At 53.0% G+C, this 23455-nt stretch carries 24 protein-coding genes; 23 read left to right on the forward strand and 1 reads right to left on the reverse strand.

Going from position 1 to position 23455, the window contains the following annotated elements; translation table 11 throughout:
• The 23 genes from secY (at nt 1) to GF423_RS12390 (ending at nt 22668) form a co-directional block, all read left to right on the forward strand.
• Nucleotides 1-1341 (forward strand): preprotein translocase subunit SecY, encoded by a 1341-nt coding sequence (gene secY, locus GF423_RS12280; protein ID WP_154328635.1) that lies wholly within the window; start codon nt 1-3, stop codon nt 1339-1341.
• A gap of 36 nt (nt 1342-1377) precedes the next feature.
• Nucleotides 1378-2163 carry a type I methionyl aminopeptidase gene (gene map / locus GF423_RS12285; RefSeq protein WP_154328636.1) on the forward strand — a complete coding sequence of 262 codons (786 nt, stop codon included), beginning with the start codon at nt 1378-1380 and terminating at the stop codon, nt 2161-2163.
• 31 nt (nt 2164-2194) lie between these two features.
• Entirely contained in the window at nt 2195-2413 is a 219-nt protein-coding gene (gene infA, locus GF423_RS12290) for a translation initiation factor IF-1 (protein ID WP_154328637.1), read from the forward strand.
• Between the two features lie 15 nt (nt 2414-2428).
• On the forward strand, nt 2429-2545 hold the full coding sequence (ykgO, locus tag GF423_RS12295) for a type B 50S ribosomal protein L36 (RefSeq protein ID WP_154328638.1): 117 nt from the start codon (nt 2429-2431) through the stop codon (nt 2543-2545).
• 37 nt (nt 2546-2582) lie between these two features.
• Nucleotides 2583-2963, forward strand: a complete 381-nt coding sequence (gene rpsM, locus GF423_RS12300; RefSeq protein ID WP_154328639.1) for a 30S ribosomal protein S13 — start codon at nt 2583-2585, stop codon at nt 2961-2963.
• Nucleotides 2964-2975: 12 nt separating this feature from the next.
• A complete protein-coding gene (gene rpsK, locus GF423_RS12305) occupies nt 2976-3365 on the forward strand; it encodes a 30S ribosomal protein S11 (RefSeq protein WP_154328640.1) in 390 nt (129 codons plus the stop codon).
• A gap of 156 nt (nt 3366-3521) precedes the next feature.
• Nucleotides 3522-4130 carry a 30S ribosomal protein S4 gene (gene rpsD, locus GF423_RS12310; RefSeq protein ID WP_154328641.1) on the forward strand — a complete coding sequence of 203 codons (609 nt, stop codon included), beginning with the start codon at nt 3522-3524 and terminating at the stop codon, nt 4128-4130.
• A gap of 11 nt (nt 4131-4141) precedes the next feature.
• Nucleotides 4142-5134 carry a DNA-directed RNA polymerase subunit alpha gene (locus tag GF423_RS12315; RefSeq protein ID WP_154328642.1) on the forward strand — a complete coding sequence of 331 codons (993 nt, stop codon included), beginning with the start codon at nt 4142-4144 and terminating at the stop codon, nt 5132-5134.
• A gap of 7 nt (nt 5135-5141) precedes the next feature.
• Entirely contained in the window at nt 5142-5663 is a 522-nt protein-coding gene (gene rplQ, locus GF423_RS12320; protein ID WP_154328643.1) for a 50S ribosomal protein L17, read from the forward strand.
• A gap of 418 nt (nt 5664-6081) precedes the next feature.
• Nucleotides 6082-7050, forward strand: coding sequence for an ROK family protein (locus tag GF423_RS12325; RefSeq protein ID WP_154328644.1), 969 nt, complete (start codon nt 6082-6084; stop codon nt 7048-7050).
• A gap of 27 nt (nt 7051-7077) precedes the next feature.
• Nucleotides 7078-8235, forward strand: a complete 1158-nt coding sequence (locus GF423_RS12330; RefSeq protein WP_154328645.1) for an MFS transporter — start codon at nt 7078-7080, stop codon at nt 8233-8235.
• A gap of 37 nt (nt 8236-8272) precedes the next feature.
• Complete coding sequence (locus tag GF423_RS12335; RefSeq protein ID WP_154328646.1) at nt 8273-9034, forward strand: sugar isomerase domain-containing protein; 762 nt, start codon at nt 8273-8275, stop codon at nt 9032-9034.
• Between the two features lie 272 nt (nt 9035-9306).
• Nucleotides 9307-11817 carry a bifunctional glycoside hydrolase family 9 protein/polysaccharide deacetylase gene (locus GF423_RS12340; protein WP_154328647.1) on the forward strand — a complete coding sequence of 837 codons (2511 nt, stop codon included), beginning with the start codon at nt 9307-9309 and terminating at the stop codon, nt 11815-11817.
• A gap of 117 nt (nt 11818-11934) precedes the next feature.
• On the forward strand, nt 11935-13752 hold the full coding sequence (gene typA, locus GF423_RS12345; protein WP_154328648.1) for a translational GTPase TypA: 1818 nt from the start codon (nt 11935-11937) through the stop codon (nt 13750-13752).
• A gap of 294 nt (nt 13753-14046) precedes the next feature.
• Nucleotides 14047-14928: an N-acetylmuramoyl-L-alanine amidase-like domain-containing protein gene (locus GF423_RS12350; RefSeq protein WP_154328649.1), complete on the forward strand. Its 882-nt coding sequence runs from the start codon at nt 14047-14049 to the stop codon at nt 14926-14928.
• Between the two features lie 115 nt (nt 14929-15043).
• Nucleotides 15044-15373, forward strand: coding sequence for a T9SS type A sorting domain-containing protein (locus tag GF423_RS12355; protein WP_154328650.1), 330 nt, complete (start codon nt 15044-15046; stop codon nt 15371-15373).
• Nucleotides 15374-15470: 97 nt separating this feature from the next.
• A complete protein-coding gene (locus GF423_RS12360) occupies nt 15471-16502 on the forward strand; it encodes a branched-chain amino acid aminotransferase (RefSeq protein ID WP_154328651.1) in 1032 nt (343 codons plus the stop codon).
• A gap of 36 nt (nt 16503-16538) precedes the next feature.
• Complete coding sequence (locus tag GF423_RS12365) at nt 16539-17120, forward strand: HD domain-containing protein (protein WP_154328652.1); 582 nt, start codon at nt 16539-16541, stop codon at nt 17118-17120.
• 179 nt (nt 17121-17299) lie between these two features.
• Nucleotides 17300-20032: a putative LPS assembly protein LptD gene (locus tag GF423_RS12370; protein WP_154328653.1), complete on the forward strand. Its 2733-nt coding sequence runs from the start codon at nt 17300-17302 to the stop codon at nt 20030-20032.
• Nucleotides 20033-20105: 73 nt separating this feature from the next.
• Nucleotides 20106-20744 (forward strand): YiiX/YebB-like N1pC/P60 family cysteine hydrolase, encoded by a 639-nt coding sequence (locus GF423_RS12375; RefSeq protein WP_154328654.1) that lies wholly within the window; start codon nt 20106-20108, stop codon nt 20742-20744.
• Nucleotides 20745-20878: 134 nt separating this feature from the next.
• Nucleotides 20879-21154, forward strand: coding sequence for a 30S ribosomal protein S15 (gene rpsO, locus GF423_RS12380; protein ID WP_154328655.1), 276 nt, complete (start codon nt 20879-20881; stop codon nt 21152-21154).
• 363 nt (nt 21155-21517) lie between these two features.
• Nucleotides 21518-22483, forward strand: a complete 966-nt coding sequence (locus GF423_RS12385) for a type I phosphomannose isomerase catalytic subunit (RefSeq protein ID WP_394367030.1) — start codon at nt 21518-21520, stop codon at nt 22481-22483.
• 14 nt (nt 22484-22497) lie between these two features.
• Nucleotides 22498-22668, forward strand: coding sequence for a hypothetical protein (locus GF423_RS12390; protein ID WP_154328657.1), 171 nt, complete (start codon nt 22498-22500; stop codon nt 22666-22668).
• Nucleotides 22669-22774: 106 nt separating this feature from the next.
• Here the strand turns inward: GF423_RS12390 and bcp are convergent, their stop codons facing one another.
• Nucleotides 22775-23221 carry a thioredoxin-dependent thiol peroxidase gene (gene bcp, locus GF423_RS12395; RefSeq protein WP_154328658.1) on the reverse strand — a complete coding sequence of 149 codons (447 nt, stop codon included), beginning with the start codon at nt 23219-23221 and terminating at the stop codon, nt 22775-22777.
• Nucleotides 23222-23455: the final 234 nt, after the last annotated feature.

Here is a 23455-nt window from a genome sequence, read left to right on the forward strand (position 1 = left end):
ATGAAACTCATTCAAACATTAAAGAATATCTGGAAGATTGAGGATCTCAGGAAGCGCATTATCATCACATTCCTTTTCATACTTGTGTATCGATTTGGATGCTTTGTGGTCTTGCCTGGAATCCGCCCGTCCGACCTTGCCGCGCTGCACAAGTTCACCGACAGCGGACTGATGCAGCTGCTCGACATGTTCTCGGGCGGCGCCTTCTCCCAGGCTTCCATTTTCGCACTGGGCATCATGCCCTATATCACTGCATCGATTGTGATCCAACTTATGGGCATGGTCTATCCGCGCTTTCAGAAGATGCAGCGTGAGGGCGAGAGTGGTCGCATGAAGTTGAACCAGTACACACGTTACCTCACCGTGCTCATCCTGCTCGTTCAGGCTCCCGCCTACCTCATCAACCTGAAGTATCAGGTGGTGAGCGCCGGCGGTCAAGTCAACTTCACTCCGTTCACCATGGTATTCCTGTCGATTGTCATGACCGCGGGTGCTATGTTCATCATGTGGCTGGGTGAGAAAATTACCGACAAGGGCATAGGCAACGGTATCTCGATGATCATCCTCGTGGGTATCATCGCCCGCTTCCCTGGAGCCCTCGTGCAAGAGTTCACAGCTCGTCTCACCACGGCCCAGGGCGGCTTGGTAATGTTCTTGGTCGAGATCATCATTCTGTTTGCCGTCACTGCAGGCGCCGTGATGCTCACCCAGGGCACTCGCAAGGTGCCGGTGCAGTATGCCAAGCGCATCGTTGGCAACAAGCAGTATGGTGGCGCACGTCAGTACATCCCGCTCAAGGTGAATGCTGCCAATGTGATGCCCATCATCTTCGCTCAGGCCTTGATGTTCATTCCTATCACACTGGCCGGCTTTGGTGCTCACCAGAACGATACCGGCTTCATTGGCTCGTTCTCCCGCACCTTCGGCGACATGAACGGTTTCTGGTACAATGTCGTGTACTTCTTGATGATCGTTGCCTTCACCTATTTCTACACTGCCATCACCGTGCGTCCCACGCAGATGGCCGAGGAAATGAAGAAGAACAGCGGCTTCATCCCAGGCATCAAGCCAGGCAAGAAGACGGCCGACTACCTCGACTCTATCATGTCGCGCATCACGCTGCCAGGCTCAATTTTCCTGGGCATCGTTGCCATTCTGCCTGCCTTTGCTCGCGTGTTTGGCGTCAACCAGAACTTTGCGCAATTCTTTGGCGGCACCTCACTGCTCATCACAGTGGGCGTGGTGCTCGACACATTACAGCAGATTGAGACTCACTTGATGATGCACCATTACGACGGCTTGATGAAGTCGGGCAAAGTCAAGGGACGCACTCAAGGTTAATATCCGGTAAGTTTTCAGCAACAAGAGGAATTAAGAATGATCTATCTTAAGACTGAAGAAGAAATTGAGCTTCTGCGTGAAGCCGACCTCGTGGTGGCCCGCACACTTGGCGAACTCGCCAAGTGGGTGGCCCCCGGGATCACCACGCGTCGTCTCGACCAGATTGCAGAGGAGTACATACGCTCGCAACACTGCACTCCTGGCTTCCTCGGTCTTTACGGTTATCCTGCCACACTCTGCATCTCGGTCAACGAGGTGGTGATACATGGCATGCCTTCAAGCTATGCTCTCGAAGACGGCGACATCGTGTCGATCGACTGCGGCGCCGTCACCGAGGCCGGCTTCAACGGAGACTCAACCTACACCTTCTGTGTGGGCGATGTCGACGACGATGTCAAGCAGTTGTTGCGCGACACCAAGCAGTCGCTCTACGAGGGAATCAAGCAGGCAGTGCCAGGCAATCGCATTGGCGACATAGGCCATGCAGTGCAGCAGTACTGCGAGAGTCGCGGCTACGGCGTCGTGCGCGAAGCCACCGGGCATGGCGTGGGACGCAAGTTGCACGAGGATCCCGATGTGCCCAACTACGGGCGTCCAGGCACTGGACCGCTCATCAAAAACGGCATGTGCATTGCCATCGAGCCCATGATCACCATGGGCAGCAGGCACATCGTCGTTGAGCGCGATGGCTGGACAACCCGCACTCGCGACCGCAAGCCTGCAGCCCATTTCGAGCACTCGATCGCCGTGCACCACGGCAAGCCCGACATCCTTTCCTCGTTTGACTACATAAAGGAAGTGCTGGGTGACCGATTCATTTAACTTAATTCGACAATTAATTTTAATTCTCTATATGTCAAAACAAACCGCTATCGAACAAGACGGAACTATCGTAGAGGCATTGTCCAATGCCATGTTTCGTGTAGAACTTGAGAACGGGCATCAAATCACCGCCCACATCTCGGGCAAGATGCGCATGCACTACATCAAGATCCTGCCCGGCGACAAGGTGAAAGTCGAAATGTCGCCCTACGATCTTTCCAAAGGAAGAATTTCTTTCAGATACAAATAAAAAAACTCAACTAAAATGAAAGTAAGAGCCTCTATAAAAAAGCGCACCCCCGACTGCAAAATCGTTCGCCGCAAGGGTCGTCTTTACGTGATAAACAAGAAAAATCCTAAGATGAAGATGCGTCAAGGGTAATTTTTTATTAATTTTGCAAAAAAAATAGATACATTATATGGCAGTACGTATAGTGGGAGTTGATCTCCCTCAAAACAAAAGAGGCGTCATCGCGCTCACCTATATCTTTGGAATTGGTCGCAGCGCTGCCGCCACAATCCTGGCCAAGGCTGGTGTGAGCGAAGACACCAAGGTCAAGGACTGGACCGATGCAGAAGCCGCCAAGGTGCGTGAAGTCATCGGTTCCGACTACAAGGTCGAAGGTGACCTGCGTAGCGAAGTTCAAATGAACATCAAGCGTCTCATGGACATTGGTTGCTATCGCGGCATTCGTCACCGCAACGGCCTCCCCGTGCGCGGCCAGAGCACCAAGAACAACGCCCGCACTCGCAAGGGACGCAAGAAAACAGTTGCAAACAAGAAGAAAGCTACTAAATAATTTTATTAAAGTATGGCAAAAAAGACAGTCGCAGCTAAGAAGAGAGTTGTTAAGGTTGACGGAGTTGGTCAACTTCACGTTCATTCTTCTTTCAACAACATCATTGTGTGCCTCGCCAACAGCGAGGGACAGGTAATTTCATGGTCTTCGGCCGGCAAGATGGGCTTCCGCGGTTCTAAGAAGAACACGCCCTATGCAGCCCAGATGGCAGCTCAAGACTGTGCCAAGGTCGCCTACGACCTGGGCCTGCGCAAGGTGAAAGCCTATGTGAAGGGTCCTGGCAACGGCCGTGAGTCGGCAATCCGCACCGTGCATGGTGCCGGTATCGCCGTAACCGAGATCATCGACGTGACTCCGCTTCCACACAACGGATGCCGTCCTCCCAAGCGTAGAAGAGTTTAATCACTTCATTTCACCTTTTTAAACTTTTCGTTTTTTACATTACATTTTTCGCGAATCTCTGTCAGTGATAAGATTGCACTTTATTTAACAACCTCTCTGCAATCGCGGCTGCACTGAAGCGATTCAACAACACAACTTTAATAATTTAGATTTAAAATGGCAAGATATACCGGTCCTAAATCCAAAATCGCCCGCAAGATGGGCGAACCAATCTTCGGTGAAGACAAAGTTCTCTCAAGGAAGAACTATGCACCGGGCCAGCACGGCGCCAACAAGAGAAGAAAACTCTCGGAGTACGGCACTCAGCTTCGCGAAAAACAAAAGGCTAAATACACCTACGGCGTGCTGGAGCGTCAGTTCCGCAACCTCTTCAAGAAGGCAAGCTCGTCGCGTGGCGTAACTGGTGAAGTGCTCCTTCAATTACTCGAGTCACGTCTCGACAACGTGGTTTATCGTCTGGGCATCGCTCCTACTCGTGCTGCCGCACGCCAGCTGGTGCTCCATCGCCACGTCACGGTCGACGGCCAAGTGGTCAACATACCCTCCTATCAGGTTGTGCCTGGCCAGGTTGTCGCTGTGCGCGAGAAGTCGAAGTCGCTTGAGGTCATTCAAGACTCTCTGGCTGGCTTCAACCACGCCAAGTATCCTTGGATAGAATATGACGAGAATGTAAAGGGTGGCAAGATGATCAACCTGCCACAGCGTGAGGATATTCCTGAGAATATCAACCAACAGTTAATCGTAGAATTGTATTCTAAACAGTAAATTTAACGTCCATGGCTATTTTAGCATTTCAGAAACCAGACAAAGTTTTGATGTTGGAAGCCGACAACACCTTCGGCAAATTCGAGTTCCGCCCTCTGGAACCGGGTTATGGTGTGACCATCGGCAATGCTCTGCGCCGCATCTTGCTCTCGTCGCTTGAGGGCTATGCAATATGCAACATTCGCATCGATGGCGTTAAACACGAGTTCGCTACGATTCCAGGCGTGAAGGAGGACGTGACCAACGTCATCCTCAACCTCAAGAAGGTGCGCCTGAAACGCGTGGTCGACGAGACCGAATCTGAAAAGGCTACTATCAAGGTTTCGGGCCAGGATGTGTTTAAAGCTGGTGACATTGGCAAGGTTCTCAGTGGCTTTGAGGTGCTCAATCCCGAGCTCGTCATCTGCCATCTCGACCCGAGCACAAGCTTCCAGATGGATATCACTATCAACAAGGGTAGAGGCTACGTTCCCGCCGACGAGAACCGTAACCCCAACGATGCACTCGATGTCATTGCCATCGACTCTATCTACACCCCCATCATCAATGTGAAGTATACGGTTGAGAACTACCGTGTCGAGCAGAAGACCGACTACGAGAAACTTATACTTGAAATTACAACCGATGGCTCAATCCTGCCCAAGGACGCCCTCAAGGAAGCTGCCAAGATCCTTATCCAGCACTTCATGCTTTTCTCCGACGAGAAGATCGCTCTCGACTCTACCGAGAACGAGGGCAACGAGGAGTTCGATGAAGAGGTATTGCACATGCGTCAACTCCTGAAGACCAAGCTTGTCGACATGGATCTCTCGGTGCGTGCGCTCAACTGCCTCAAGTCGGCCGAGGTTGAGACTTTGGGCGATCTTGTGGTCTTCAACAAGACCGATCTGCTCAAGTTCCGTAATTTCGGTAAAAAATCTTTGTCCGAACTTGAAGAGCTCCTGGCCAACCTGGGCCTCTCATTCGGCATGGATATTTCTAAGTATAAATTAGATAAAGAGTAATTAAACGATGAGACACAATAAAAAATTCAATCATTTAAGCCGTAAGAAAGGTCATCGCGACTCCATGCTTGCCAACATGACCGTTTCTTTGATCCTTCACAAGAAGATTACCACCACTGTGGCCAAGGCTAAGGCTCTGCGCATCTATGCCGAGCCCATCATCAACCGCGCCAAGAAGGACGACACCGCTTCGCGCCGCCAGGTGTTCCGCTACTTGCAGAGCAAGCAGGCCGTGAGCGAGCTGTTCAACAACATCGCCCAGAAGATTGCCGACCGTCCAGGTGGTTACACTCGCATCCTCAAGCTGGGCAACCGCCTTGGCGACAATGCCAAGACTTGCTTTATCGAGCTTGTCGACTACAACGAGGCTCTTCTTGATGCCAACAAGCAGGCTCCTGCCAAGAAGACCACGCGCCGCAGCCGTCGCAAGGCTACTGCCAAGGCCGAAGAAGCTCCCAAAGCCGAAGAGGCTGCTGCTACCAAGGCTGAAGAGGCCCCCAAGGCTGAAGAGGCCCCCAAGGCAGAGTAATAGATTAGCCCACTTTTCACTTCTTGTTTCGACAAGAGGAATTGTCATAGAACACTGCACCCAGTTCACGACCGAGCTGGGTGCTTTTTTTGTATTATAGACTTATTATTGCTTGTTCCGGTCCTTCTCAGTCTTTTTTTAATATTGGCAAATTTTAAACGTTAACAAGCGTGAAATTCCCGATTTGCTGATTTTGTAATTTATTTCAAACGTCACGTTGTTAGCAATATATGATGTATATATGATTTTACAAATAACTTTATTTAATCAAAATAACAACCTTTAACCAAAATATTTTTCTCCTCAGTTCGCCTAAGACCCTCCGGTTTGCTAATTTTGTGTAGCGATGAGCCGAGAAAGTTGCATCTTTTGGCTTGTCGGGATACTATTTGTTAACCTTTTTATATCGTTATATCACATGGCAGTAATAGCACTTGATCTGGGAGGTACCAAAATAGCGAGCGCCATTGTCGACGATGCAGGTGGTGTGAAATTCACCCACAAAAACATGCTTCAAGGCCGCACTGGCCATGAAGTGGGCAGGCTCATTGTCGACAGTCTTGCCCGGCAGTTTGACAAGGCGCAGTATCATCGCATTCCCATCACAGCGATTGGGATATGTGTGCCAGGCAGTGTGAATTGTGCCACAGGTCATGTGTGGGCGCCCAACATCCCAGGATGGGGGCGTTATCCGCTTGCCCAGGAAGTGCTGACCTTGCTGCCAGAGCACAAGGTGCCTGTATATGTCGACAACGACCGCAGCTGCTCGGTATATGGCGAGCTCTGGAAGGGTGCTGCGCAAGGTTGTCGCAATGTTATTTTCATGGCTGTGGGCACAGGTATAGGTGCAGGCATCGTGATCGACGGCCACACCTTGCATGGTGCAAACGATATCATAGGTGCCACTGGATGGATGGCGCTTCAAAGTCCCTACATTGAGCAGTACGGCCCCCAAGGGTGTTTTGAGTACTATGCTTCGGGCACAGGCATCTGCAACCGTGCCAAGGAGAAGGTGCGTGCCGACAAGTCCTATCGTGGCTCGTTGCGCCAGTTGCCCATTTCACGCATTTCGACTAAGCATGTCTTTGAGGCCTATGACAAGGGCGACTGCATTGCCGCTTCGGTCCTTGCCAAGGCTGTAGAGATGTGGGGCATGGCTACTGCCAATTTTGTGAGTCTCTTCAATCCCGAAAAAATCATATGGGGCGGGGGAGTGTTTGGCCCGGCCAGAGTGTTTATCCCCGCCATCTACGAGGAAGCCCTCAAGTGGGCTCAACCGCTGTCGATCAAGATGGTTGAGCTTGTGCCCACGCAGCTGCCCGACAGTGCCGGCCTGCTTGGTGCCGGTTTCCTTGCACTAAACAATGGCAAGGTTCAACTCGATTAGATGTGTTACACAAATTGATATAGAGCTATGAAGCCTAAACAGATTACTCAAGCCTATATAGCAGCCTGTATCGGCATGGCCTTTTTTGGTATCACCATGGTTGCTCTTGGTGCGGTGTTGCCTGCCTTGTCGCGACACCTCTCGCTCACTGCAGCCCACCAGGCCACTCTTGCCAGTGCTCTCACGGGTGGCATCTTTGCAGGCTCGATTGTCTTTGGTCCTGTGTGCGACCACTACGGGCACAAGGGTATCTTTCTGGCAGCCTGTGTCATGGTCTTGCTCGGGCTTTTGGGCATAGCCCAGGCCCGCGGCTTTGCAATTCTTGTGCCGTCCTACTTTCTTGTGGGCGCTGGAGGCGGCATTCTCAACGGGCAGACCAACACGCTTGTCAGCGACCTCTACGACACACGCCGCCGCGGCCCGAGGTTGAGCCTGCTGGGCGCCTTCTATGGCGTGGGAGGCATGGCCATCACGCTGCTTGTATCTCTTTTCAAGTACACGGTTGCCTACGATGTGGTGCTCAAGCTACTGGTGGCTTTCATGGTCCTGTGCGCGATCTATTGTGCCACAGTGAGATTCCCTGCCCCCAAGGCTGCTCAAAGTTTTCCCTTGGGCAAGGCAGTGCGCATGCTCGGCGACCCTGTTTTGCTCGTGATGAGCTTGGTGCTCATGCTCGAAAGCACCATCGAAACCATCACCAACAATCTATCTACCATCTATTTTCAGAACCACGGTCTCGACGATGTGGTTCTGTTGCTCACCGTCATGATGGCCTCGCTCACTGTTGCGCGCTTTGCCTTGTCGTGGCTCGCGGGCAAGATTGCCCAGCAGTCGCTGCTCTATCTGTTTCTCTCTGTGCTTTTGGCTGGTTTCGTCATGGTTTTGCTTGGCCGCAATTTTGCGATGGCCACTGTTGCCATGATACTCATCGGCGTGGGCACTGCGGCCACCTATCCCGTGGTGCTGGGCCAGATAGGCACCGCCTACGCGCAACTCTCGGGCACCGCATTTGGCATCGCCATCACGACAGCCCTGGCCGGAAGCACAGTGCTCAACGCCATGGTAGGCAGCTTGCTCCTGCACATCTATCCCTATGTAATGATGGCAGCTGTGGCTGCAATGATGCTGCTCTATACAGCGGGCAACGTGTTGCTGAAAAATAATAAGTACAATTCTCTTTCATAAATTCAGATAAGTAAAATAAAACAAACGAACGATTATTATGTATGCAAAAGATTGGTTAAACAATGCTCATGCTCTCATGCACACGATTGAGGAGAGCCAAATGGAAAATGTGAAAAAGGCAGCCACTATCATGGCCGACAGCATTCAAGCTGGTCGCTGGGTGCACACTTGGGGCTGTGGTCATGCCACGATACCGTGCGAGGAAATGTATCCGCGCATTGGCGGCATCGTGGGCTTTCACCCCTTGTGTGAGTTGCCGCTCACCTTTTTCACCCAGATCATTGGCCAAATGGGTATTCATCAGTTCTTGTATCTCGAGCGTCAGGAGGGCTATGCTCAACAGATTATGAAGAACTACGACTTCAGCGACAAGGATTGTCTCTGGATTTTCTCCCACACAGGAATCAACGCAGTTAACATCGACATGGCCAACGAGGCCCACAAGCGCGGCATGAAAGTCATCGTCTACGGCTCGGCAGGTTTCACCGGCGACAAGCCAGGCCGCCACTCCAGTGGCAAGAACCTGTTTCAGTGCGCCGACGTCGTAGTCGACTCTTGCGTGCCCTTGCAGGACGCATCGGTCACCACCCAGCACCAGTTCGACAAGATAGGTCCCCTGTCAACACTCGGCTTTGTGTCGCTGGTGTGGATGACCGTGTGCACTGTTGTCGAGATCCTCGAGGCTCGCGGCGTGAAGCTCTACATCAACCCGTCGCACAACGTGCCCGGCGACACCACGGCACAGCAGCGCCTCGACGCCGCTATCGACGAGTACAAGAAGCGTCTCAAGGTACTCTAATTCCCCCCCCCTTATTTTATCCTCTGACCACACATAGTAGAATTAAGACCCCACATTCAATCAAATTCAGCTATTGACTTAGAGAAGTTTCCCGTCGTTTGGGATGCGTCGATATTGCTAATTCAACTCAACCACGAGAAACTTCTCTTTTTTTTTACAAAAGCCTTGACTACATTATATTGTATATTCAATCAATCCTTTGAAACCAAGTGTGTGGTTGACGCGTGATTTTTTTGTAATTTTGTAATAAAAGAAATATTGTACTTTTACCTATGTTACTACGAGTTTCAATCACGTTGATTTCGGCAGTTGCAGCGCTCTCGACCTGGGCGGGCAGCTGGATTCGCATCAATCAAGTGGGCTACCTCCCGCAGTCGACCAAGGTGGCTGTGCTCATGAGCGAGGACAAGCTCGACGTGAGCAGCTTTGTCCTTGTTGACGCCGCTACAGGGCAGGTCGTTTACACGGGCAAGACCGTGCGCCCCATGGGAGCGATGGGTAAAATGAAGTCAACTTTCCGCCTGGATTTTTCCAGCTTCCGCACTCCTGGCAATTACTACATCAAGGCAGGCGAGGCTGCCTCGCCTAAGGTGGCCATAGGCGGCCACGTCTATGACGGCGCGGCCGACTTTGTGTTGAATTACATGCGCCAGCAGCGGTGTGGCTACAATCCGTTTCAGCGCGACAGCTGCCACACCAAGGATGCCTACATCAAGTATCATCCCACCAAGGAAGGCAAGCACATCGATGTGCGCGGTGGCTGGCACGATGCTGCCGACTTGTTGCAGTACACCACCACCTCGGCCAATGCTATCTACCAGATGATGTTTGCCTATCAGCAGTGTCCCGATGTGTTTACCGACCACTATGCTGCCAACGGCCTGCCTGGTGCTAACGGCATCCCCGACATCATCGACGAGATATATTGGGGACTCGACTGGCTCGACCGCATGAATCCCGAGAAGGGCGAGCTCTACAACCAGATTGCCGACGACCGTGACCACATAGGCACCAAGATGCCTAAAGACGACCCTGCCGACTATGGCTGGGGCCCCAACAACGGCCGCCCGGTGTACTACGTCACCGGCAGGCCGCAGCAACGGGGCAAGTTCATGAATGCCACGATGGGGGCGGCCAGCACGGCAGGAAAGTTTGCAAGCGATTTTGCTCTTGGCTCTGCGGTACTTAAACCGTGGTATCCGCAATTTGCCGCACGCATCGGCGCCAAGGCTGCCGATGCCTACCAGGTGGGCATCGACAAGCCTGGCAACACCCAAACGGTGTCGGTGGTGTCGCCCTACATCTATGAGGAAGACAACTGGGTCGACGACATGGAGCTGGGGGCCATAGAACTGTATCACCGCACGGGCGACAAGAAGTACCTCAACCAGTCGGTCGAGTACGGGCGCCGCGAGCCTGTGACACCATGGATGGGGGCCGACAGCGCACGTCACTATCAGTGGTACCCCTTCATGAACATGGGACACTACCAGCTCGCCAAGGCGGGCAATCGGCGTCTCAAGGCCGAGTTCCTGCGCAACATGCGCACTGGCATAGAGCGCGTGTGGGAACGCGCCCAGTCACATCCTTTCATGTGGGGAATCCCGGGCATATGGTGCTCCAACAACTTGACCACGGCCATGCTCACGCAGTGCATACTCTACCGCACGCTCTCGGGCGACACGCGCTACGAGGAGATGGAAGGCGCCTTGCGCGACTGGCTGCTGGGTTGCAACCCATGGGGCACAAGCATGATAGTGGGATTGCCCAGCGATGGCGTGTGGCCGCATGCCTGCCACAGCAATTGGGTGTTTCAAAATGTGGGCATCCCCACTGGAGGACTGGTCGACGGCCCTGTCTACACCACCATCTTCAACAGCTTGAAGGGGGTGAACATCACCAACGACATGCCCAATGTCACCAGCAATCCCTACCTGGAATTCCAGCCAGGCGACGTGGTGTATCACGACAACACCCACGACTATTCTACCAACGAGCCCACGATGGACGGCACCGCCTCGCTCACCTTCCCGCTTGCCTACTATCAGGAGCAGGGCAAGGCCTACGACGAGGGCATGGCCGACCGCAACGTGTATGACCAGGGCGGCATCGTGCGCGGCGACACTGCTGTCAAGAAGATGTGTCTCGTGTTCACGTCCTACGACCGCATCGACGGCTACAATGCGATCACTCAGGCGCTCATGAAGCATGGAGTGAAAGGCAACTTCTTCTTTACCGGCAAGTTCATCAGTAAGTACCCCGACCTTGTGCGGCAACTCGTGGCTGCCGGCCACTATGTGGGCAGCCACAGCTACGGGCATTTCCTGTATTGCTCGTGGAGCGACCGCAGCCGCACGCTTGTGAGCAAGAAAAAGTTTGACAAAGACATCGACAAGAGTTATGCCCAGCTGTCGCGGTTTGGCCTCAACAAGCAGAATGCGCAATTTTTCATGCCACCTTTTGAGTATTACAACTCCACCATATCGGCATGGGCTCGCGACAAGGGCTTGCGGCTGGTCAATCTCACGCCTGGCATTCTCACTTGCTACGACTACACCTATCCTGGCATCAAAGATGGCAAGTATCGCGACAGCCAGTCGCTCTACGACAGCTTGATGCAATACGAGCGCCTGCACACGCTCAACGGGGCAATCGTCTTGATGCACCTGGGCACAGTGCCGCAGCGTGTCGACAAGTTCTACGACCGTCTCGACGACATCATCGCTGTCTTGCAAGCCAAGGGCTACCGCATGGTGACCATCGACGACTTGACCGGGCTGTAGCATGCCGGCTGCCCACTGGCTGCATTGCGGGCAATGTGGCGCTCCCATTTTTTTGCGCGTTTTATACGGCCAATTAATCGAAATTGTGTAACTTTGCAAGCGAAATTAAGAAAGTGTATGCAAAAGATTAGAAATGTTGCCATTATCGCCCATGTCGATCATGGTAAAACCACACTGGTCGACAAGATGCTTGCCGCTGGCAACTTGTTCCGTGACAATCAAGAAGTGGGTACGCAAATCCTCGACAGCAACGACATTGAGCGTGAGCGAGGAATCACAATCCTGTCGAAAAACGTTTCGATCAATTACAAAGGATATAAAATCAACATTATAGATACCCCGGGACACTCCGACTTCGGTGGTGAGGTTGAGCGCGTGCTCAACATGGCCGACGGATGCCTGTTGCTGGTTGATGCCTTCGAGGGTCCCATGCCTCAAACGCGTTTTGTGTTGCAGAAGGCCTTGCAGATAGGGCTCAAGCCCATCGTTGTCATCAACAAGGTCGACAAGCCCAATTGCCGGCCCGACGAAGTGCAGGAACAAGTGTTTGAGCTCATGTGCAACCTCGATGCCAACGAGGACCAGCTCGATTTTCCCACCGTGTTTGGCTCGGCCAAGCAAGGATGGATGAGCAACGACTGGCGCAAGCCCACCGACAACATCACGGCCGTGCTCGATGCAATCATCAAGTACATCCCCGAGCCCGAACAGCTCGAGGGCACACCGCAAATGCTCATCACCAGTCTCGACTACAGCAGCTATGTGGGCCGTATCGCTGTGGGCCGCGTGCATCGTGGCACACTCAAAGACGGCATGACCATAGGGCTGTGCAAGAAAGACGGCACTGTCGAGAAGCAGAAGATCAAGGAGTTGCGCACCTTTGAAGGCATGGGCCAAAAACGCACCGACGAGGTGAGCAGTGGCGATATATGTGCCATCATCGGGCTCGACGACTTCGAGATAGGCGACACCGTCACCGATGCCGACAATCCCGACCCCCTGCCACGCATAGCCATCGACGAGCCCACAATGTCGATGCTCTTCACCATCAACGACTCGCCCTTCTTCGGCAAGGACGGCAAGTATGTGACCTCGCGTCACATCAACGAGCGCTTGCAGCATGAGTTGCAGAAGAATCTCGCCCTGCGCGTCGAGAAGACCGACCGCGAGGATGCCTGGCTTGTGTATGGACGTGGAGTGCTCCACTTGAGCGTGCTCATCGAGGAGATGCGCCGCGAGGGCTATGAGCTGCAAGTGGGCCAGCCGCAAGTGATTGTAAAAGTTATCGATGGGCAGAAGTGTGAGCCTTTTGAAAACCTCACGATCAACGTGCCCGAGGAATATAGCAGCAAGATTATCGACATGGTCACGCGCCGCAAGGGCGAAATGACCTCGATGGAGACGCAGAACGACCGCATCCACATGGAGTTTAAGATACCCTCGCGCGGCATCATTGGATTGCGCACCAATGTGCTCACTGCCAGTGCCGGCGAGGCAATCATGGCACACCGCTTCCTCGACTATGAGCCTTGGAAGGGCGAAATCGTGCGCCGCACCAACGGGTCGCTCATTGCCATGGAGAGTGGCACAGCCTATGCCTACGCCATCGACAAGTTGCAAGACCGCGGCAAGTTCTTCATCTTCCCGCAAGAGCCGGTATATGCCGGTCAAGTGGTGGGTGAGCACACCAAGGAGAAGGACCTGGTCATCAATGTGACCAAGAGCAAGAAGCTCACCAACGTGCGTGCTTCGGGCAGCGACGAGAAGGCCAAGATTGTGCCTCCTGTTGTGTTCAGCCTGGAAGAGGCGCTTGAGTATATCAAGGCCGACGAGTATGTGGAAATCACTCCCAACCACATCAGAATGCGCAAGATTGTGCTCGACGAGCTTGAGCGTAAGCGCATAGCCAAGTCTAAGGGCCAGGAGGAGGATTGATGCTCCTCGTGCTGGCACGCGACGCCTCTCGAGAGCTCCACGCGCATTCTACAACGCCAGAGGCGGTACTGAAGCGAAACTTTGTTTCATAATTTTATATTTTTGCGGTAGGGCAGTGCTTAGGCGCTATCCTACCGATTTTTTTTATGGGCTGGTTATTCCATTGTGGTGTATTTCCTGGATCATTTGTCATCGTCTTTGGTCAATTTATAGATTTGGCGTCGTTAAGTTGCAGTGATTGGAAAATTCTTTGTAAATTCGTGGGTGAATTCATCAACTTGTTTTGTGAAAAATATGAACAACATTTACATGACCCTTTTTGTGATTGTCCTCGCCTTGACGGGACTGTCGGGCAATGCTGCCACGCGGCAGCAGATGCGCTTCCATTGTGAAAAGGACACAGCCGAAATCAACACCCTGCTGCAGTGGGGCCTCAAAAGCGGCAAGACCGATCCCAATGCGCTGGTGAGCTTCTATGCCCACGAGTTGCTGGGCCGGCCCTATGTTGCGCACACCCTCGACCAGACTGGCAACGACGAGTTTCTGGTGATCGACGTTGATGAGTTTGACTGCACTACATTTGTCGAGACGCTCTATGCGCTGGCCCGCACCACGATGAGTGGACACTTCTCCTGGCGAGACTATGCGGCCAACCTCGAGAACCTGCGCTACCGTCGCGGCGTGCTCGACGGCTATGCCTCGCGGCTGCACTACATCAGCGAGTGGGCGGTCGACAACATAAGCCGCGGCAACATCGTGGAGGTGTCGGGCGACTTGCCTGCCTCCAAGGCCGAGGTCAAGACCATCAATTTCATGACCACGCATCGCGACCTCTATCCCCAGCTCAGCGACAGTGCCACTTGTGCCAAGCTGCGCAATTTCGAGATTGGGTACCGCAACCACAAGTTTGAATACGTGCGCAAGAACATGGTGGGTGTGAAAGATGTGAAAAACGCCTTGCTCGAGGGCGACATTGTGGGGCTTGTGACCAAAATCGAGGGTCTCGACGTGTCGCACATGGGCATCATTGTAAAGGACGAGAAAGGCGACAACTACCTGCTCGACGCCTCGGCCTCGGCAGGCAAGGTGCAAGTCGAGCCCTTGGCCCTGCCCAAGTATCTTGAAAAAGTAAAAACTTGCACTGGCCTGCGGGTGTTCCGCATCGTCAAGCAATGAAAATTGCACGATAGGGCGGTTGTTGCGCAATATTGCAATTATTTTTACGTTGCACGTTTCTTTTTTTTGAATTAAAGTGTATCTTTGCAATAGATAAGGATTTCAAAGTGCGACGATGAAACGTTTATGGGCGATATGCGTGATGGTATTGTGCTTCTCGTTGGGCACAGTGTCGATGGCCCAGCTCCAGTGGACACCAGCCACACATCGCATCACAAGCCGCAGTCTGGTAGACCCCGACGTGACCGACGGCATTGAAATCTATGGCAAGGATGGCATTATCACCATCCGCACACCGAGGCGCATACAAGTGCGAGTGTTTACTATTTTGGGTCAGCTCGTGTCGCAGGCCGTGTTAAATCCTGGGGCCTCAGAGTTGAAGATAGGTGCAAGAGGTATCTATATTGTGAAAATAGGCAACATAACTCAGAAGGTGGCTTTGTGACAGGCCTCACAGTTGGGCACACGTCAGCAATTACGGGCCATTTTTTACTCATGTTTAGCACCCCTTTTAGTAATTATCTAAATAAACTGTTTTGAAAATGAGCGAACTAAAAAACATCGATTGGTCACATCTTGCTTTTGACTATGTTAAAACCGATTACAACGTGCGTTGTGCTTTTGATGGCAGCAAGTGGGGAGATATTCAAGTCTCTGACAGCGAGTATATCAATCTTCACATGGCAGCATCGTGCCTGCAATACGGGCAGGAGATTTTTGAAGGTCAGAAAGCCTTCCGTGGCAAGGACGGCAAGGTGCGCCTGTTCCGCATCGAGGAGAACTGCAAGCGCATCCAGGACAGCGCTCGCGGCTTGATGATGGAGCCCATCGAGACTGAAAAATTTATTGAAATGGCCGAAAAGGTCATCAAACTCAATGCCCGCTTCATTCCGCCCTACGGCAGCGGCAGCAGCTTGTATCTGCGTCCTCTCGAGATTGGAGTGACACCGCGGGTGGGTGTGCGCTCGGCCACCGACTACTTGATGCTGATCTTTGCCACGCCTGTAGGCAACTATTTTGCACAAGGCTTCACTACCTGCAAGGTGGTGATATACCGCGAGTATGACCGTGCGGCACCATGCGGCACTGGCCGGTGGAAGGTGGGCGGCAACTATGCCGGCGGCCTGCGTGCCACCGAGCGTGCCAAGCAACATGGCTACTCGGCAGCTCTGTTCCTTGACCCTAAAGAGAAGAAATATCTTGACGAGTGCGGCCCGGCCAACTTCTTCATCATCGAGGGTGACCGCTATATCACGCCCAAGTCCAACTCGATACTTCCGTCGATCACCAACATGAGCCTGCAGCAGATTGCCAAAGACATGGGCCTGAAGGTGGAGTGCCGTCCTGTCCCTGTCGAGGAGCTTGCGCAAGCCGACGAGGCTGCCGAGTGCGGAACGGCTGCCGTGGCCACTCCCATCAGCGAGGTTTACGACTACGACAACGATATCCACTATGTGATTTCCAAGGACGGCAAGCCTGGTCCTGTGGTCACCGAGCTCTATCATCGCCTGCAAGCCATCCAGAAAGGTGAAGCCCCCGACGTGCACGGATGGATGAGAGAAATCGATGTGTGAGGCAAAATTTTCTTTTAGATTGCTACTTGCAGGGAAATGATCGACTACAACAATATTATTGAGCGTTACTACACGCCAGGAAATGATGATTATGAGTTGCTCACGAGGCACAGCACCCAGGTGGCCATGCTGGCCAGGCAGCTGTGTGAGCGCCTCATTGCAGGCATGCATCCTGTCGACGAGGATTTTGTGTGGGAGGCATCGATGCTGCACGACATAGGCATTTTCAAGACTCATGCGCCCAGCATCTATTGCAACGGCACCGAGCCCTATATATGCCACGGTGTGATAGGCCGCCACCTGCTCGAAAGCATAGGTCTCTTCAGACACGCTCTCGTGTGTGAGCGGCACACTGGCGCCGGCCTCACGGCTCAGGAAATCATCGACCAGGGCCTGCCGCTGCCTCACCGCGACATGCTTCCCTTGAGCCTGGAGGAGAAAGTGGTGTGCTATGCCGACAAGTTCTACAGCAAGTCGCACATCGCGCCAGCCAAGCCCATCGAGCAGGTGAGGCAACAGCTGTCCAAGTTTGGCCAGGGCACCTTGTCACGCTTCGACGCCATGGTCCAGCTGCTGGGTGTGCCCGACTATGCGTCGCTCGACGGGGAGCTCAACTGAGCGCGTGCAGTGCGTGAACAACAAAATATTGTATCAATAGTTAAATCGCCCAATTCGACAGAATAAATTGGGCGATTGTTTCGCTATAATAGGTAGAAATGTGTAATTTTGCACGCAAATTGCACCGTAGCATTCAATTGAAATCAGGTTTCAATCACATATTATCCACACTTCTCATCATGGCGTCGATAGCTGTGCTGTGCTTTGGCCAGGCAGCTGCGCAGCATCAAGCGCAGGCCCAGTCGCGCGGTCAGGCTTCGGCCTTGCACGACCAGGGCGGCATCGCAGCAGCTGTCGACTCTATTGCCGGCGTGAAACCTGCCGACAAAAAGACATCGGTCCCGGCCGATACTGCACGCTTCAAGAAGATCAAGGTCGACCTTGACCATGCTGTCGACTTCTCGGCCAAGGACTCTATCGTGATGTACGGGCAAAACAATGCCCACATGTTTGGTTCCAGCACAGTCAACTATGGCGATGTGCAACTCACTGCCCAACAGCTCAACATGGACATGGACAAGCACGAAATCTATGCCGTGGGCGTGCCCGACACTACTGGCGAGCTGCAAGGCAACCCTGTGTTTAAGGACAACAGCGGCGAGTATGAGTCGCGGGAGATGACCTACAACTATAAGACCCAGAAGGGACTCATCAAGAATATCGTGACCGAGCAGGGCGAGGGTTATCTCACGGGCGGCATCACCAAGAAGATGGACAACGGCGACTACTACATGCAAAACGGCAAGTACACTACTTGCGACAACCACGACCACCCGCACTTCTATTTCCAGCTCACCAAGGCCAAGGTGCGCCCCAAGAAGGACGTGGTCACAGGCCCTGCCTACATGGTGCTCGAAGACTTGCCCTTGCCCTTGGCGGTGCCATTTGGCTTCTTCCCTTTCAGCGAGAAGTACCACAGCGGCATTCTGGTGCCCACCTTCGGCGAGGACTACAACCGTGGATTTTACTTCCGCAACGGCGGCTACTACTTTGCCATCAACGACTATGTCGACCTTGCGCTCACTGGCGAAATCTACACCCGCGGTTCATGGGGACTCACAGCACAGTCCAACTACTCCAAGCGCTACAAGTATCATGGTAGCTTCAATGCCAGCTATCTCACCACTGTCACTGGCGACAAGGGCGAGGACGACTACTCCAAGATGCACAACTTCAGCCTCACGTGGACCCACTCGCAAGACTCCAAGGCCAACCCCAACATGACCTTCTCGGCAAGTGTCAACTTTGCCACCAGCGGCTACTCGCGCAACAATCTTGATTCTTACTACAACAGCTCCTTTACCGAGAATACCAAGAGCAGCACGGTGAACTGGACCTACAAGATACCCGACTCGAAGTGGAGCGTGTCGGCCACCGCCAGCATCGCCCAGCGCTCGGCCGACTCCACGCTGTCGGTCTCCTTTCCCAACTTCACTGTCACCCTCTCGCAGACGGCTCCATTCAAGCGCAAGCATGCCGTGGGCAACGAGCGGTGGTATGAGAAAATCAAGCTTTCCTACACAGGTCGCTTCCAGAACTCGCTCACTGCCAAGGAAAACGAGTTCTTCCACAAGAGCCTGGTGAAGGACTGGCGCAACGCCGTGTCGCACAGCATCCCCGTCTCGGCCACCTTCAATGTGTTTAAGTACTTCAACCTCACGCCCTCGATCACGATGAACGACCGCATGTATACCAGCAAGATACGCCAGCAGTGGGATCCCAATGCCAGCGCGGTAGTGCGTGACACCTCCTATAACTTCTACAACGTGTTCGACTTCAACATGTCGCTGGGCTTGAGTACAAAAATATATGGTTTCTTCAAGCCCCTGAAGTTTTTGGGCGACAAGGTGCAGATGATACGCCACGTCATCACTCCCACCATCACTTTCTCGGCTTCGCCCGACTTCAGCACTCGCTTTTGGGGCTACTACGGCCACTATAGCTATACCGATGCCTCAGGCAGCGAGCGAACGGTGAAATACCCCTACTTCAGCAACGGGCTCTATGGCTATCCGGGTTCGGGCAAAACTGGCATGGTGAGCTTCAACTTTGCCAACAACTTGGAAATGAAGGTCAAGAGCGACCAGGACAGCACAGGTTTCAAGAAGGTGTCGCTCATCGAGAATCTCACCTTGAGCCAGAGCTACAACTTTGCTGCCGACTCGCTGCGCTGGAGCAACCTTTCCACATCCATCCTGCTGCGTCTCACTAAGGGTTTCAACCTCAATCTGAGCGCCACGTGGGACGTTTACAAGTATGCCCTCAACGAGGCGGGCACCCCGGTGCGTGTCAACAAGCTGCGACTGCTGCACGGCGGTGGCTGGGGCCGACTGGCAAGCACAGGCACCTCATTCTCCTACACGCTCAACAACAGCACGTTCAAAAAACTGTTTGGCCGCGGCAAAAAGGACGACGACGACAACAAGAAGAAGCAGCAGGAAGACGAACACAAGGATTTCTCGCGCGGATCGGAAGACGACGGCAAGCCCGACGACCCCCGCAAGGAGCAAGACAACACCATCGCCCTGCGCCCCGATGGCTACATGCAGTGGGATTGCCCGTGGAGCCTCACCTTCAACTACTCGCTCACCTATGGCTATGGCTCGTTCAACTACAAGAAACTTGAGTATAATGGCCGATGGACGCAAAACTTGAGCATGAACGGCAATATCAAGCCCACCAAGAACTGGAACTTCTCGTTCTCGGCCAGCTACAACTTCGATCAGCACAAGATTGCCTACATGAATTGCTCGGTCACACGCGAGATGCACTGCTTCACGATGAGCGCCAGTTTCGTGCCCGTGGGCCCCTACAAGAGCTACAGCTTCCACATTGCGGTCAAGTCGTCGATTTTGAGCGATGTCAAGTACGACAAGCACTCGAGCTACAGCAACGGCGTGCAATGGTATTGACGCCATATATATATTTACACACACGCAATAATACGTCCCTTTATACACGTTTTTATAGCACATTTATAGCATAATGCGATTTTTTTTCATCTTGGTCACCTTGTTGCTGGCGCTGGAGCTGCCAGCACAGCATGCAGTGCCGCTACACAGCCTCAACGATGGCGACCTGCTCTTTGTGGTCACGCCGCAGGGCAATGCTATCACTCAGGTCACCCAGGGTGTGCAGCAGCTGCCCGTCGACCATGTGGCCATCTTTCACTGGCGCACGACCGACAGCATTGCCACTGTGGTCCAGGCCATAGGCAAGGGCGTGGTGATGGAGCCTCTCGACTCCCTTTACAGCGAATCGGGCCCCGGGTCGTTTCTGCTTGTGGGCAGGTTGAATTGCGACTTCGACACCACGGCCTCCATAACCCGGGCCATGACCTTCCTGGGCTGCCCCTACGATTACTACTACGAGCCTGGCGACAGCGCCATCTATTGCAGCGAGCTGGTGCTCAAGAGCTATGTGGGGCATAGCGGCAATTTCATTTTTTCGCCCATTCCCATGACATTTCGCGACAGCAGCGGCGCTGTGCCCGAGTATTGGACCCGCCACTATGCCAAGCGTGGCCTCAAGGTGCCCGAGGGCGAGCCGGGCTCCAATCCCGGCGACCTGTCGCGTCGTCCCTGCGTGAGCCTGTTGGGCCGCCTCGACCCGCTGAGCAAGTAGGGCAGGGTGTGGCTTTTTGCACCCAGAGACGGCTGGCATTTGAAATTTTAAACGACAGAATTTTGCAAAGTCCCAGTTTTTCACTACCTTTGTGCCGCTTTTAGTAACAACACATTAATAATTTTTTTACAAGAATGTACTTAGATTCAGAGAAGAAGAAAGAGATCTTCGGCAATTACGGTAAAAGCAATACTGATACTGGCTCGCCCGAGAGCCAGATTGCATTATTCTCGGTCCGTATCGCCCACTTGACCGAACACTTGAAGGTCAACAAAAAAGATCATACGACTCAACGTGCACTGAAGATGCTGGTAGGTAAGCGTCGCCGCTTGCTCGATTATCTCATCCGCAAGGACATCAACCGTTATCGCGCCATCATCGCCCGCAAGGAGCTTGGTATCCGCAAGTAAAAACGGGCTCTTGTGTAAATGATGCACTATCGACGAGGATTTTCTCTTTTGTAAAGACACAACCCATCGAGAACAGCGACAATTCACGCATTGTCGCTGTTTTTTTGTGACTATGCTAATCAGATTAAAATAGGGTTCAACTTTGCCTTGCTGTTCTACAAGCTTGAATTTTGTGCCCGAGGACAACAGTTGCAACCCCAAGGCGGGCTTTCGGTGATGCCTTTGTTACAATATAGAGGCAGGTGAATCGATGTCAGGTCAACATTAAATGCTAACTTTGTACTTGGGCAGTGAGCTGACAATTGAGTGACGGGCAGTCGTGAGCATTGCACACATATATTTAAATTTACAATGAAAAAGAATATAAAGCCATTTAAGTTCAAGCCTTATCTCAAGACCGTGTTGTGGGGCGGCGAGCGCATTGCCCCTTTCAAGGGCATTGATACCGACTTGCACAACATAGGCGAGAGTTGGGAAATCTCGGGCGTTGAGGGCCACATTTCGGTTGTGGCCGAAGGTCCCGACCAGGGAAAGTCGCTTGTCGACCTCATCGACTGTTACGGTCCCGACCTTGTGGGCGAGAAGGTGTACAAGCACTATGGCCGCAAGTTCCCGCTGCTCATCAAGATTATCGATGCCCAGCGCGACCTGAGTGTGCAGGTTCACCCTGGCGACGAGCTGGCCATGCAACGTCACCACAGCCTGGGCAAGACCGAGATGTGGTATGTGATCGACGCCAAGCCAGGTGCGGTCATTCACGCTGGCCTCTCGCAGCCGCTCACTCCCGAAATTTATGAAAAACGTGTGGCCGAGAAGTCGATAATGGACGTCGTGGCCCACCACGAGTCGCACGCTGGCGACGTGTATGTGCTTCCTGCAGGGCGCATCCATGCCATAGGGGCTGGCAACCTGCTGGCCGAGATACAGGAAACGAGCGACATCACCTATCGGGTTTACGACTTTGACCGTCGCGACAAGGACGGCAACTTGCGCCAGTTGCACACCGAGCAGGCTCGTGATGCCATCGACTATACCGTCTACGACAGCTACTGCACGCCCTACGACCGCCAGGCACGCGGGCTTGTCGACCTGGTCGACTGCCCCTATTTCAATGTAAAACGCCTCATGGTCGACGGTTGCATCAACATGGCGCTGCCTCAGCCTCACTCTTTTGTCATTCTCATGTGTATCGACGGCGCTGCGACGGCTACCGATTTCTATGGCAATGTCACTACCATGCGTCGTGGCGAGACTGTGCTTGTGCCCGCTCTTGCCTCTATGCTCGCGCTTGAAGGCACAGCCACGCTGCTCACCATTCAAGTCGACTGAAAGTGCCATCATTCATGATTAAGCCTAATCCATTGCTCAGCAGCCGTGTGGGCCTTTGGCCCGACAAGCCCGCGACAAGCCCGCAGCAGCGAGCTGCCACTCGTGCCAAGACCGCTGTGGCGCGCGTGGCGCAAGCGGCCAGGCTGCAACAAGCGAAACACTCCACACGCGGCAATGCCAAGTAAGGCGGCAGCACATGTGCATGTGCGTGTTTTCACCTCAAGAAAAGGTCACCCTCTGGTTTTACCCTGGGGTGACCTTTGTCTTCATTAAAAATATGTTTTGGCCCGTTTACAGGTTGAGTATCTGGTTGGCTGCGTCTTTGGTCTGCACTTTCTTGATGATTTGGGTCACTGTGCCGTCTTCGTCAACAAGAAAAGTGGTGCGCACCGTTCCCATGCTCACCTTGCCGTAGAGTTTCTTCTCTCGCCACACTCCGAAGGCCTTGTTCAGCGTGAGGTCTTCGTCGGCAATGAGCGTGAAGGGCAGGTTGTGCTTGGCAGCAAACTTCTGGTGGCTGGCCGCCGAGTCCTTGCTCACGCCTATCACCTCGTAGCCGGCCTTCTTCAATGCGCCGTAGCCCTCGCTCAGACTGCAGGCCTCGGCAGTGCACCCCGGGGTGTTGTCTTTGGGGTAAAAGTAAATCACGAGTTTCTTGCCGGCATAGTCGCTGGCTTTCACCTCACGGCCACTTGCATCGTGGCCCAGCACTTCGGGTATTTTGTCGCCTATTTCCATGTTTCAATGTGTGTATTTAAAGTAAAACAATCATTTCTACAAATTTACAACTTTTTTTTGAGGAAAGAAGAAAAATTGTGCATCTTGCTTCGATATCCTTTTTTTTTTAAAAACAATTGCACCATTGTTTCGGCTTTCTTCATGTTTTTGTATTTTTGCAGTCGGTAAATCTCGAGAAGAAAATACACTTTTTTCTACAACTTTTTTGTATTGAGTGCAGGAAACCGATGTATT

This window comes from Sodaliphilus pleomorphus (assembly GCF_009676955.1).
In the GTDB taxonomy this organism is placed as follows: domain Bacteria; phylum Bacteroidota; class Bacteroidia; order Bacteroidales; family Muribaculaceae; genus Sodaliphilus; species Sodaliphilus pleomorphus.

Excerpts from the sequence above, each read along its gene's own strand:
- secY (WP_154328635.1), top strand. The coding sequence starts at position 1 with ATGAAACTCATTCAAACATTAAAGAATATCTGGAAGATTGAGGATCTC.
- map (WP_154328636.1), top strand. The coding sequence starts at position 1,378 with ATGATCTATCTTAAGACTGAAGAAGAAATTGAGCTTCTGCGTGAAGCC.
- infA (WP_154328637.1), top strand. The coding sequence starts at position 2,195 with ATGTCAAAACAAACCGCTATCGAACAAGACGGAACTATCGTAGAGGCA.
- ykgO (WP_154328638.1), top strand. The coding sequence starts at position 2,429 with ATGAAAGTAAGAGCCTCTATAAAAAAGCGCACCCCCGACTGCAAAATC.
- rpsM (WP_154328639.1), top strand. The coding sequence starts at position 2,583 with ATGGCAGTACGTATAGTGGGAGTTGATCTCCCTCAAAACAAAAGAGGC.
- rpsK (WP_154328640.1), top strand. The coding sequence starts at position 2,976 with ATGGCAAAAAAGACAGTCGCAGCTAAGAAGAGAGTTGTTAAGGTTGAC.
- rpsD (WP_154328641.1), top strand. The coding sequence starts at position 3,522 with ATGGCAAGATATACCGGTCCTAAATCCAAAATCGCCCGCAAGATGGGC.
- GF423_RS12315 (WP_154328642.1), top strand. The coding sequence starts at position 4,142 with ATGGCTATTTTAGCATTTCAGAAACCAGACAAAGTTTTGATGTTGGAA.
- rplQ (WP_154328643.1), top strand. The coding sequence starts at position 5,142 with ATGAGACACAATAAAAAATTCAATCATTTAAGCCGTAAGAAAGGTCAT.
- GF423_RS12325 (WP_154328644.1), top strand. The coding sequence starts at position 6,082 with ATGGCAGTAATAGCACTTGATCTGGGAGGTACCAAAATAGCGAGCGCC.
- GF423_RS12330 (WP_154328645.1), top strand. The coding sequence starts at position 7,078 with ATGAAGCCTAAACAGATTACTCAAGCCTATATAGCAGCCTGTATCGGC.
- GF423_RS12335 (WP_154328646.1), top strand. The coding sequence starts at position 8,273 with ATGTATGCAAAAGATTGGTTAAACAATGCTCATGCTCTCATGCACACG.
- GF423_RS12340 (WP_154328647.1), top strand. The coding sequence starts at position 9,307 with ATGTTACTACGAGTTTCAATCACGTTGATTTCGGCAGTTGCAGCGCTC.
- typA (WP_154328648.1), top strand. The coding sequence starts at position 11,935 with ATGCAAAAGATTAGAAATGTTGCCATTATCGCCCATGTCGATCATGGT.
- GF423_RS12350 (WP_154328649.1), top strand. The coding sequence starts at position 14,047 with ATGAACAACATTTACATGACCCTTTTTGTGATTGTCCTCGCCTTGACG.
- GF423_RS12355 (WP_154328650.1), top strand. The coding sequence starts at position 15,044 with ATGAAACGTTTATGGGCGATATGCGTGATGGTATTGTGCTTCTCGTTG.
- GF423_RS12360 (WP_154328651.1), top strand. The coding sequence starts at position 15,471 with ATGAGCGAACTAAAAAACATCGATTGGTCACATCTTGCTTTTGACTAT.
- GF423_RS12365 (WP_154328652.1), top strand. The coding sequence starts at position 16,539 with ATGATCGACTACAACAATATTATTGAGCGTTACTACACGCCAGGAAAT.
- GF423_RS12370 (WP_154328653.1), top strand. The coding sequence starts at position 17,300 with ATGGCGTCGATAGCTGTGCTGTGCTTTGGCCAGGCAGCTGCGCAGCAT.
- GF423_RS12375 (WP_154328654.1), top strand. The coding sequence starts at position 20,106 with ATGCGATTTTTTTTCATCTTGGTCACCTTGTTGCTGGCGCTGGAGCTG.
- rpsO (WP_154328655.1), top strand. The coding sequence starts at position 20,879 with ATGTACTTAGATTCAGAGAAGAAGAAAGAGATCTTCGGCAATTACGGT.
- GF423_RS12390 (WP_154328657.1), top strand. The coding sequence starts at position 22,498 with ATGATTAAGCCTAATCCATTGCTCAGCAGCCGTGTGGGCCTTTGGCCC.
- bcp (WP_154328658.1), bottom strand. The coding sequence starts at position 23,221 with ATGGAAATAGGCGACAAAATACCCGAAGTGCTGGGCCACGATGCAAGT.